10 protein-coding genes and 1 pseudogene are annotated in these 11,210 nt (G+C 44.3%); 1 reads left to right on the top strand and 10 read right to left on the bottom strand.

From position 1 onward, the window contains the following. Window positions 1–166: 166 nt before the first annotated feature. The 4 genes from mdh to CRO17_RS10460 form a co-directional block, all read right to left on the bottom strand. Complete coding sequence (gene mdh, locus CRO17_RS10445; RefSeq protein WP_097041880.1) at window positions 167–1,105, bottom strand: malate dehydrogenase; 939 nt, start codon at window positions 1,103–1,105, stop codon at window positions 167–169. Between the two features lie 21 nt (window positions 1,106–1,126). After that, on the bottom strand, window positions 1,127–2,398 hold the full coding sequence (gene icd / locus CRO17_RS10450; protein WP_097041882.1) for an NADP-dependent isocitrate dehydrogenase: 1,272 nt from the start codon (window positions 2,396–2,398) through the stop codon (window positions 1,127–1,129). A gap of 75 nt (window positions 2,399–2,473) precedes the next feature. Continuing rightward, window positions 2,474–3,592: a citrate synthase gene (gene citZ / locus CRO17_RS10455; protein ID WP_097041884.1), complete on the bottom strand. Its 1,119-nt coding sequence runs from the start codon at window positions 3,590–3,592 to the stop codon at window positions 2,474–2,476. A 174-nt stretch (window positions 3,593–3,766) separates the two neighbouring features. Then, entirely contained in the window at window positions 3,767–4,231 is a 465-nt protein-coding gene (locus CRO17_RS10460; protein WP_097041885.1) for a DUF441 domain-containing protein, read from the bottom strand. Window positions 4,232–4,277: 46 nt separating this feature from the next. On the opposite strand from CRO17_RS10460, the gene ytvI reads away from it, so the two are divergent. Then, complete coding sequence (ytvI, locus tag CRO17_RS10465) at window positions 4,278–5,396, top strand: sporulation integral membrane protein YtvI (protein ID WP_097041887.1); 1,119 nt, start codon at window positions 4,278–4,280, stop codon at window positions 5,394–5,396. Here ytvI and CRO17_RS10470 read toward each other — a convergent pair. From CRO17_RS10470 to ystJ, 6 genes and pseudogenes are all read right to left on the bottom strand, one after another. Beyond that, on the bottom strand, window positions 5,393–5,785 hold the full coding sequence (locus CRO17_RS10470) for an FxsA family protein (RefSeq protein ID WP_097041889.1): 393 nt from the start codon (window positions 5,783–5,785) through the stop codon (window positions 5,393–5,395). The genes ytvI and CRO17_RS10470 overlap by 4 nt on opposite strands. 109 nt (window positions 5,786–5,894) lie before the next feature. Then, window positions 5,895–7,655, bottom strand: coding sequence for a pyruvate kinase (gene pyk, locus CRO17_RS10475; RefSeq protein WP_097041891.1), 1,761 nt, complete (start codon window positions 7,653–7,655; stop codon window positions 5,895–5,897). 33 nt (window positions 7,656–7,688) lie between these two features. Beyond that, window positions 7,689–8,648, bottom strand: coding sequence for a 6-phosphofructokinase (gene pfkA, locus CRO17_RS10480; RefSeq protein WP_097041893.1), 960 nt, complete (start codon window positions 8,646–8,648; stop codon window positions 7,689–7,691). Between the two features lie 185 nt (window positions 8,649–8,833). After that, window positions 8,834–9,787 (bottom strand): acetyl-CoA carboxylase carboxyl transferase subunit alpha, encoded by a 954-nt coding sequence (gene accA, locus CRO17_RS10485; protein WP_097041895.1) that lies wholly within the window; start codon window positions 9,785–9,787, stop codon window positions 8,834–8,836. Continuing rightward, window positions 9,784–10,641 carry an acetyl-CoA carboxylase, carboxyltransferase subunit beta gene (accD, locus tag CRO17_RS10490; RefSeq protein WP_097041897.1) on the bottom strand — a complete coding sequence of 286 codons (858 nt, stop codon included), beginning with the start codon at window positions 10,639–10,641 and terminating at the stop codon, window positions 9,784–9,786. Before accD ends, accA begins: the two co-directional genes overlap by 4 nt. Window positions 10,642–10,794: 153 nt before the next feature. Then, window positions 10,795–11,210: pseudogene (gene ystJ, locus CRO17_RS10495) on the bottom strand (NADP-dependent malic enzyme); the annotation flags it as partial.

Genomic DNA, 11,210 nt, shown 5'->3' on the forward strand with positions numbered 1-11,210 from the left:
CTGCGTAGGAAGTCTCTTTAGCAAGCTGCAATTGCAGTTTCTATGGCCCGGTCTTACCTCAAACAGCAAACACTAAAAAACCGAACCAATGAAAACTCTGCAGAAGAATTTTCATGGTTCGGCTTACTTTTAGATTACGATGCTATCATTCTAGCCTCAGCTGCGATTACTGAAGAACGCTCATAACTTTCTGTACGGATTCGACAGATTTGTCCAGCTGCGCTTTTTCATCGTCCGTAAGTTCAAGCTGAATAACATCTTCCAATCCGTTTCCGCCAATGATAGTCGGTACGCCAAGGAATAGATCGTTGTAGCCGTACTCCCCTTCCAAGTATGCAATAGCCGGAATTACGCGGCGCTGATCTTTAAGGATTGCCTCCACCATGACTAACAAGGACGCAGCGGGCGCATAATAAGCACTTCCGTTTCCGAGCAAGTTCACAATTTCACCGCCGCCTTTACGTGTGCGTTCCACGATGGCATCCAGGCGATCTTTAGGAATCAATGTCTCAAGTGGAATGCCTCCAGCGTAGGAATAACGGATAAGCGGCACCATGTCGTCTCCGTGCCCGCCTAGAACAAATCCAGTAATATCCTTGATGGAAAGGTTTAGTTCTTCCGCTACAAATGTACGGAATCGAGCCGTGTCTAGTACACCAGATTGACCGATAACGCGATTGCGCGGGAATCCGGAAGTCTTGTAGACCGTATACGTCATAGCATCAACTGGATTTGTCAATACAACGATTACACTGTCTGGTGAATACTTCACAACTTGCTCTGTAACAGATTTCATAATCTTGCTGTTTGTGTTCACAAGATCATCACGGCTCATTCCTGGCTTACGTGCGATACCAGCCGTAATAACTACTACGTCAGAGTCTTTTGTGTCCGCGTAATCTGCTGTTCCTTTAACATGTGCATCGAAGCCTTGAACAGGAGACGCTTCCAGCATATCCAATGCTTTGCCTTTTGTCGGATCTTCCATATCCGGAATATCGACCAATACGACATCAGCCAGTTCCTTCTGTGCGATGAGGAAGGCTGTTGTTGCTCCTGTAAAACCACTACCGATTACGGATACTTTTCTTCGTTTAATTGCCATGATGATTCCTCCTTCGACAAGTTAGTCCATGTTTTTGATCAGTTCGTCACCAAATTCGGACGTCTTCACTTCTGTTGCGCCATCCATGAGACGAGCGAAGTCATATGTGACAACTTTAGAAGCAATTGTTTTGTCCATTGCTTTTGTAATAAGGTCAGCCGCTTCTCTCCAGCCTAGGTGTTCAAGGAGAAGCACACCAGAAAGGATAACAGAAGATGGGTTTACTTTATCTAAACCTGCATACTTCGGTGCTGTACCGTGTGTTGCTTCGAAAATGGCATGGCCAGTATCATAGTTAATATTTGCTCCCGGCGCAATACCGATACCGCCAACTTGTGCAGCAAGTGCATCAGAAATATAATCTCCATTTAAGTTCATTGTCGCTACAACATCGAACTCTGCCGGACGCGTTAGAATCTGCTGAAGGAATATATCAGCGATTGCGTCTTTTACGACGATTTTGCCAGCAGCTTCTGCTTCTTTTTGCGCTTCATCAGCAGCTCCGCGGCCTTTTTCTTCTGCAATTTTGTCATACTGATTCCAAGTAAATACTTTATCACCGTATTCAGCTTCTGCAAGCTCATAGCCCCAGTTTTTGAATGCTCCCTCAGTGAATTTCATGATGTTGCCCTTATGGACAAGCGTCACACTCTTTCTATTTTCTTGGATAGCATATTCAATTGCAGCACGCACGAGACGCTGCGTTCCTTCCTCTGACACTGGCTTAATACCTATACCAGAAGTTTCCGGGAAGCGAATGTTATGTACTCCCATTTCATTCTCAAGGAATTCGATGACTTTTTTCACTTCCGGTGAGCCTTTTTGCCACTCAATACCAGCATAGATATCTTCCGTATTCTCGCGGAAAATAACCATATCCGTATCTTCTGGCTTCTTCACTGGTGAAGGTACACCTTTAAAGTAGCGGACCGGACGCAAGCAAGTAAACAAATCAAGCTCTTGTCTAAGCGCTACGTTCAAAGAACGAATACCGCCGCCGATAGGTGTTGTCAATGGACCCTTAATAGCGATCTTGTAATCACGGATGACTTCAAGTGTTTCTTCCGGCAGCCATTCACCTGTCTTGTCGAATGCTTTCTGTCCTGCATAAACTTCTTTCCATTCAATTGACTTCTCGCCTTTGTAAGCCTTATCTACTGCAGCCTCGAGTACACGGCTTGCGGCAGCCCAAATATCAGGACCTGTTCCGTCTCCTTCAATGAAAGGGATAACCGGTCGGTCTGGTACTTGCAGCGCTCCGTTAGTTACTGTGATTTTGTTTGCTTCAGCCATGTTCGATTCCTCCTAAAATAAAATCTGTTACTCTATCAGTTTAGCAAATATTGGCCTCTATTGTTGTAAAAAATATTAGATTCTTTCCTCAAGTGAAGTATACGTACGATGTGTTTCCCCGACATATTCTGCTCGCGGACGGATCAAACGGTTATCTGAGAATTGTTCCAGAATATGCGCAATCCACCCTGAGAAGCGGCTCACCGTAAAGATTGGTGTATATAAATCATGATCAATTCCTAAGCTGTAATATACAGTTGCGGAGTAGAAATCAACATTCGCTGGGAGGTTCTTTTCCCGCTTGACGATGTCTTCTACCTTCACACTCATTTCATACCATTTTGATTGTCCTGAAATTTCGGTTAATTCACGAGACATTTCTTTTAGAAATTTCGCTCGCGGATCACCTTGTTTGTATACGCGATGCCCCATACCCATGATTTTTTCTTTTTTGGCGAACTTATCTTCCAAATATGCTTCTACATTTTCTATATCATTGATATCAAACAACATCTCCATTACTGCTTCATTGGCTCCGCCGTGAAGCGGCCCTTTAAGCGCTCCAATAGCTGCTGTAAGACCGGAATACATGTCAGACAATGTGCCGACACAAACGCGCGCTGTGAAGGTAGATGCGTTTAATTCATGATCCGCATGAAGTACGAGCGCTTTGTTCATTGCTTCGACTTCGATGTCTTCTGGTTCCTTCTCGTTAAACATATACAAGAAGTTCGCAGCATAGCTGTAATCTGCTCTTGGCGCCACCGGCTCGTGACCAGAACGAATACGTGAAAATGCTGCCACCAATGTTGCGATTTGCGCCTGCAGACGGATCGCTTTTTTAGCATTTGCTTCTGGTGTATTTACTTCTGCTTCTTCGTCATACAATCCAAGCAAAGATACTGCTGTACGAAGTGCCGACATTGGATGAACCGTTTTCAAATCATACGATTTTAAATGCTCAAGCACTGGATCCGGAAGCTTTGCCTGCGCAGCCAGTTCCCCTCTTAGCTGTGCAAGCTGCTCCTCATTCGGCAGCTCATTATGCCATAACAAATAAATTACTTCCTCGAAACTGGAATTACTAGCAAGATCATCGATGTTATAACCTGCATATGTCAACTGATCATCTATAATTGAGCTAATCTTTGACTCTGCCGCTATAACTCCTTCAAGCCCCTTAACTACTGCCATGTTAATCTCTCCCCTTCAGTAAAAGTAAAAATCAATAACATGTGTAATAAAAACTTCATATTGCCAGGTCTTTGAGTGAAGCACTTTCATTATAAACATAATCTGCCTATTTGTGAAATGAAAACGTTTTAATTTTTTTGTTTTCTTTATATTCTGATTCGATTTATTTTTTTGTTATTTAGTGAACAATCCGATAACCTGAAGGACCATATACGTAATACCTGCTCCAATCAGCGGCCCGACTGCCACTCCGTTTAACAGCACAACAGCAAGGATAGTTCCTATCACAAGCGCTACGGTAACCTGCGGATCAGATGCCATGAGATTGACACCGTACTTGCCAAGAATGGCTACTAAGATACCGGCAGCGAGTGCCACCCAGGCATAATATGATTTCACACTTGCATATAAATCTTTAAAGCCAATTTCTCCGCTCGCAATCGGGACAAGCACAGCTATCGTCAGTACGGTAATTCCGATGCTCATGCCTTTGGATGCAAGAAAAGGAAACAGCTTATCATCGAGCTGCAATACTTTTACGCCCAGCAGCACATACGCCGCTATGGTGATCGATTGATTCTTCCCAATGATTCCTAAGAGTAAGATGATGACTAAAAACAATGAAGATGTGTTTAACAAAATTATTTCCTCCAAATTTCTTTAAATATATAAAAGGGGTGAGTTCATGCAGATGACGCTGCTCCATCAGCTGCTGCGAATGTGTATCGTCCTCGGCTCTATCGTCGGCTGTATTGCATTCATTTTGCTTGCTGCGCCTTATGTTTATCCATTTATCATTTCATTCTTTCTAGCGATACTAATAAATCCGCTTATCCGTCTATTAGAGAATAAGACAGTATTAAATCGGACGGCAGCTGTTGTTCTTATTCTATTGATATTTTTAGGAATCTGTCTCGGCGGGTTAGCATTAGCTGTTACAGAAATTGCACAAGGCGCCACTTATTTAGCCAAGACAGTTCCTGCACATTTCACAGATTTTGTAAGCTATATTCAGAAGCTGTCGGAACAATATGTAATGCCCTATTATGAACGGCTCATGTCCTTTCAGCAGGAACTGGATTCCAGTCAGCAAGATGCACTCGATGAAAACCTGCAAGCTGTCGCCCAGCATTTATCTGTTACGCTCGGGGAAGGAATTCAAGCAGCCTTAGAAGCTGTTCCTTTACTTCTTAGTAAGGCGCCGCTCTATATCAGCGTGTGTGTGTTTGCTTTACTTGGCACCTTTTTCTTATGTAAAGACTGGGAGAAAATCAGTCGTTTTTTGGAACGTGTTCTCCCCGTTATGCTGCTGACTTCTGCAGAACAAGTTGGCGAGGGATTAAAGAAAGCATGCATCGGATTTCTCAAGGCACAAGCATTGCTGCTGAGCCTTACGTTCCTCATCATGTGCATAGGCTTTGCTGTGCTTCGGATTGAGCATCCTTTTGCTACTGCCTTCTTCATCGCACTCGTTGATATCGTACCGTATATGGGCACAGGTATCGTCTTTGTTCCCTGGATTTTATATAGTTTCCTAACCGGAAAATTCTCCGTGACAATAGGACTAGCTGTCCTTTACCTTGTCATTGTGCTTCAGCGGCAGCTTATGGAGCCGAACCTGCTTTCTGTTCAGATTGGACTGAATCCATTAGCTACGTTAATTGCTGTTTTTGCAGGTTTCCAATTGCTCGGCTTTATCGGCTTGCTGGCCGGACCCGTGCTGCTTGTAATCCTGCATACCCTGCATCAGACAGGTGTGCTGCATCTTTTATGGAACTATGTGAAATATGGCAAACAGATTTAACGGCGGTAAACACGAATGGTATTTTTCGCTATCAGCCGCATTAACAATGCTTGCACCCAGTAGCGCAGTTTCCTGCGGCTGAATGGGAGCAAAAACAACAAGCCTAATACGTCGCTAATAAAGCCAGGCAGCAATAACAGAAAGCCGCCAATTAATATACACAAACCGTTTAACAGTTCATCCGTCGGGGGCTGTCCGTTCTGCATTTGCTCTCGTGCTCTCCTGTAAGTCTGCAGACCTTCACGCCGAGCTAAAGCCACTCCAAGCACGCCTGTTAGCGCAATTAAAAGAAACAGCCACAGAAACCCGATTTCCGCCCCTGTCCAGATAAAAACAGTAACCTCAAGCGCCGGAAACAAAATAAAAAGAAACAATAACGTTTTTTTCATATACAACGCTCCATCATCATTTAGATTAATAACAGTTTACCACAGCCGTCTTGCCAGACAAAAAAAGGAGAAGGGACTCATTCCCCTCTCCTTCCTTCAACCTTCTTTTTTACAAGACGCTGGCATGTCCGTCGTAAATGTCACCTTTGGCTGCATCTACTGTTACGTAGGCACCGCTGCTGATTTTAGAAGTCGCTTCTGCAACTCCTACAACAACTGGGATACCAAGGCTAAGTCCTACAACTGCCGCATGGGAAGTCAAGCCGCCTTCTTCTACAATCAGGCCGCCCGCTTTTTCGATTGCAGGCATCATGTCTTTATCCGTACCGTATGTTACAAGGATATCGCCCTCTTGAAGCTCCTGCAGTGCTTCTTCCGCATTTTTAGCAACTACCGCTTTACCGTACACACTGCCTTTGCCGATGCCTTGTCCTTTTGCAAGGATATCACCAATTACATGAACCTTCATCAAGTTCGTTGTACCAGTTTCTCCGACTGGAACACCTGCAGAAATGATGATTCGGTCGCCGCGCTTGAACAGACCAGTAGAAAGGCCAGTGTCAACTGCAAGATCAAGCATATCATCTGTTGATTCTACGCGCTCTCCTGTGATAGCTTCCACACCCCAAACAAGCGCAAGCTTACGATTCGTAGATTCATCAAATGTAACAGCAACAATTGGCTGTTTCGGACGATACTTTGAAATCATTTTAGCTGTGTAGCCGCTGGAAGTAGCCGTTACAATTGCACTCACATTCAAATTAATTGCCGTATGACCGACAGACTGGCTGATTGCGTCAGTAATCGTCATATCACTTGCTTTAGAATTCTTATCAAGAATCGCTTTGTGATCAAGTGCTGTTTCTGCTTTTTTCGCGATATTGTTCATTGTACGCACTGCTTCAACTGGATAGTTACCAGCTGCCGTTTCACCAGAAAGCATGATTGCATCTGTACCATCAAAAATGGCATTCGCAACATCGGACGCTTCTGCTCTTGTCGGACGAGGGTTGCGCTGCATGCTATCCAGCATTTGTGTAGCTGTAATAACAGGTTTACCTGCAATATTACATTGTTTGATCATTTCTTTTTGAGCCAATGGTACATCTTCAGCCGGGATTTCAACACCCAGGTCTCCACGTGCAACCATTAAGCCATCACTTACCTGCAAAATCGCTTGCAGGTTATCGAAACCTTCTTGGTTTTCGATTTTTGGAATGATTTGAATATGACCAGCTTCATTTTTCTCAAGCAATTCACGGATTTCCAAAACGTCAGATGGGCGTCTAACGAAGGAAGCAGCGATGAAATCAATTCCTTGTTCGATACCGAACTGAATGTCATTTGCATCTTTGTCAGTAATACCTGGCAAGTTTACACTGACACCCGGCACATTCACGCCTTTTTTGTTTTTCAACAAACCAGAGTTCAATGCCTTTGTTTTAATTTCATTATTCGCTTTATCGATGTCCAAAACTTCCAGCTCAATTAAACCATCATCCAGCAGGAACTTAGAGCCGACGTGCACATCATTGATCAGGCCTGGATAAGTGACAGAAAATCTTTCTTTTGTCCCTTCCATTTCATTCATGCTGACGAAGATCTCGTCACCTTTTTCAATATCTGCTTCGCCATTTTGCAGAATACCTGTACGGATCTCCGGACCTTTTGTATCCAGCAGGAGACCGACTGTTCTGCCGGCACGGCTTGCTGCTTCGCGGATATTCTTGATACGAGCACCATGCTCTTCATAATCCCCGTGGGAGAAATTAAGGCGGGCAACATTCATGCCTGACTCAATTAGCTGGACTAGTGTTTCTACGGACTCAGACGCTGGTCCGATTGTACATACGATTTTTGTTTTTCTCATTATGAGAATCCTCCTTCAGTAGTGCAACATCTATTAGATAGATAACTCTTGGGATAGCTTGTACATATCCAAGTCGATTTCGTGTTTTTGATCCAGAATATCAAGTATGTCATGGTCGACAAGCTTATTGTTCTGGATTCCTACCATGCGCCCGGATTTGCCCTCCAGCAAGAGATCGACTGCTTTACCGCCTAAACGACTGGCTAGCACGCGATCATTTGCAGTAGGCGACCCGCCCCTTTGCACATGTCCCAGGATTGTTACACGCGTATCCATATTTGTTGCTTCTTCAATACGTTTGCCGAATTCGAAGCCGCTTCCGACTCCTTCCGCAACGATGATGATACTATGTTTCTTTCCGCGTTCTTGACCGCGCTTTAAACGGTCAATGACGTCGTTGAAGTCAGTCGGCTGTTCCGGAATAAGGATACTTTCCGCACCATCAGCAAGTCCTGCCCAGAGGGCAATATCTCCTGCATGGCGGCCCATCACCTCAACAACATAGGTACGCTCATGACTAGTAGCCGTATCGCGCACTTTATCAATCGCTTCAATCACAGTATTAAGTGCTGTATCAAAGCCGATGGTAAAGTCGGTACCAGGTATATCGTTATCAATTGTTCCAGGAACACCGATACAAGGATAACCTTTTTGTGTCAGCTTTTCAGCCCCGCGGAACGAACCATCGCCGCCGATTACTACTAATCCTTCGATACCGAAACGTTTCAGCTGTTCAATTCCCTTTTCCTGTCCTTCATCGGTTTTAAACTCTAAACAGCGCGCAGTATGAAGCACAGTCCCGCCTCGCTGGATGATATCACCGACAGAACCAAGATCCAGCTGTTTGATATTTCCATCAATCAACCCTTGATAACCGTTGTATATACCGTAAACTTCTAAATCATGATAAATAGCTTTTCTGACTACGGAGCGAATTGCTGCATTCATACCCGGAGAGTCTCCGCCGCTTGTTAGAACACCTATCTTTTTCATGCACTCACCTCTACACAATTTCGATTATAGAACTTTTGTACCCTCTCAAAGATAATCCTTATCCAACTAATTATCAAATAAAAACATATAATTTTCTTATTAAAAAAAGTGAGCGTCGAAAATCTGCAAAAATCCTATGTAAATCGTTTACAGAAGCGGAAAATGCAGAGAATCTATTAAGTGATCTATTCTGTGTAAGCACCGATATTACTATATTTTTCCCATCTTTTTTCTAGTAATACTTGCTTGTCCATTTTTTCCAGCTGTGCAAGATTGTCTGTGATGGCGCGATCGACTAGCTCAGCCTGTGATGCGAGATCTCGATGAGCACCGCCGCGAACTTCAGGAATGATATTATCAATAACACCTAATTCTTTCAAATCTTGTGCTGTAATTTTAAGTTTTTCTGCAGCTTCTTTTGCTTTTCCGCCATCTTTCCAGAGAATAGAAGCGGCTCCTTCAGGGGAGATAACAGAGAATGTAGAATTCTCCAGCATAAGCAGGCGGTCTCCAACTCCTAACGCTAGTGCGCCACCGCTTCCCCCTTCTCCAATAACGATGCAGATGATCGGCACTTCAAAACCAGCCATCTCCATTAGATTGCGGGCAATTGCTTCACTTTGTCCGCGCTCTTCTGCTGCCCGGCCGGGAAATGCTCCTTTTGTGTCAATAAAGCAAATGATAGGGCGGCCGAATTTGGCTGCTTGCTGCATGTGACGTGCTGCTTTACGGAAACCTTCTGGATGCGGCATCCCGAAATTACGGCGAATATTTTCTTTCGTCGATTTTCCTCGCTGATGACCGACAACCGTTACAGGCTGACCTTTGTACTTGGCGATACCAGCAACAATCGCTGCATCATCCCCGTAATAACGGTCGCCGTGAAATTCCAGGAAGTCCGTAAATAAGTGTTCAATATAATCAAGCGTTGTCGGGCGGTCTGCATGCCGTGCCATCTGAACACGATCCCAAGGCTTAAGATTTGTGTAAATATCATTCTCAAGCTTCTCCAGTCGTGTTTCCAATTTTACAATCTCTTCAGACAGATCCAAGTCACTGTCCGTTGTGAATTTTTTCAGCTCAGCAATCTTTTCACGCAGGGCAATAACCGGCTTCTCGAATTCCAGTACTTGTCTCATGATACGTTTCCTCCTGCTTGGTGAATATCGAGGATAGTAGTCAGGTATTTCTTCATATCATGGCGATTGATGACAGCATCAAGCTGACCATGCTCCAACAGGAACTCTGCTGTCTGGAAATCCTCCGGCAGCTTTTCACGAATCGTCTCTTCGACAACTCGTCGGCCGGCAAAACCAATCAATGCACCTGGCTCGGCAAAATTATAATCGCCTAAAGAAGCAAAACTTGCAGATACTCCGCCATATGTCGGGTTTGTCATAACAGAAATCATTAATCCGCCCGCATCTCGGAAACGCTGAACTGCTGCTGATGTTTTCGCCATCTGCATCAAGCTTAGCGCACCTTCTTGCATTCTGGCACCGCCAGAAGCTGTGAAGATAATAAATGGGATGTTCTCCTCGCGAGCTTTTTCCAACGCACGCGCGATCTTCTCTCCTACAACGGATCCCATACTTGCCATTCGGAAACGAGAATCCATGACAGCGAATGCTGTGCGGAAACCATTGATTGTGCCTTCTCCAGTCACAACTGCCTCTTTCAATTCCGTCTTAAGCTGGTCTTTTTCAAGCTTTTGTGAATAACTCGGAAATTCAAGCGGATTACCCGTTTCTAAATTTGTGTCATATTCCAAGAACGAACCTTCATCAAACAAGCTATTAATTCGCTCGTCAGAGGGCAATTGGTGATGGTGTCCACATTTTTGGCACACATACAATTGCTTTCTCATCTCTTCTCGGTAGTAGATTTTCCCACAACTCGAGCATTTGAGCATGAGTCCCTCAGGAATATCCTGCTTCGCCTCTTCACTAGGCTTGGAAGCATGTTTCTTCTTGCTAAAAAAATCTTTAAGCAAGGTAATTCCTCCTTTTGAACAAACGCATCTAACTATTTATTGTACCATCATTTTGTTATAAGTGCGCGTATATTTCCACTATGTAAAAACATATAACCTGCGTCAGGAGGACAACTTCCAACAATGGAAACATCTTCCTTAGCAGGTTTGGTTTCAATCTTCGTCGATAAGTGTAAGCTGACGCGTTTTCTCTGCCACTTCTTCTGGATCAACCGTAATCCGGTTTACACCAGTGTCCATTGCTGCTTTCGCTACGGCTTTGGCAACAGCTGGAGCAACGCGCGGATCGAATGGAGCTGGAATTACGTAGTCTTCGTTCAAATCGCTTTCGTCAATTAGCTCAGCAATCGCTTTGGCGGCGGCAATTTTCATTTCTTCGTTAATACCAGTTGCGCGTACATCTAATGCACCGCGGAAGATTCCAGGGAAGGCCAATACGTTATTCACCTGGTTCGGGAAGTCAGAACGGCCAGTACCAATAACACGAGCGCCTGCTTCTTTCGCATCGCTTGGCAAAATTTCCGGATCAGGATTTGCCATTGCAAAGATAATTGGATCTTTCGCCATTG

Origin of the sequence: Terribacillus aidingensis, assembly GCF_900215625.1 — a bacterium.
GTDB lineage: Bacteria > Bacillota > Bacilli > Bacillales > Amphibacillaceae > Terribacillus > Terribacillus aidingensis.

Excerpts from the sequence above, each read along its gene's own strand:
- CRO17_RS10470 (WP_097041889.1), bottom strand. The coding sequence starts at position 5,785 with ATGAAAAAAACGTTATTGTTTCTTTTTATTTTGTTTCCGGCGCTTGAG.
- pyk (WP_097041891.1), bottom strand. The coding sequence starts at position 7,655 with ATGAGAAAAACAAAAATCGTATGTACAATCGGACCAGCGTCTGAGTCC.
- citZ (WP_097041884.1), bottom strand. The coding sequence starts at position 3,592 with ATGGCAGTAGTTAAGGGGCTTGAAGGAGTTATAGCGGCAGAGTCAAAG.
- icd (WP_097041882.1), bottom strand. The coding sequence starts at position 2,398 with ATGGCTGAAGCAAACAAAATCACAGTAACTAACGGAGCGCTGCAAGTA.
- accA (WP_097041895.1), bottom strand. The coding sequence starts at position 9,787 with ATGAGACAAGTACTGGAATTCGAGAAGCCGGTTATTGCCCTGCGTGAA.
- mdh (WP_097041880.1), bottom strand. The coding sequence starts at position 1,105 with ATGGCAATTAAACGAAGAAAAGTATCCGTAATCGGTAGTGGTTTTACA.
- ytvI (WP_097041887.1), top strand. The coding sequence starts at position 4,278 with ATGCAGATGACGCTGCTCCATCAGCTGCTGCGAATGTGTATCGTCCTC.
- pfkA (WP_097041893.1), bottom strand. The coding sequence starts at position 8,648 with ATGAAAAAGATAGGTGTTCTAACAAGCGGCGGAGACTCTCCGGGTATG.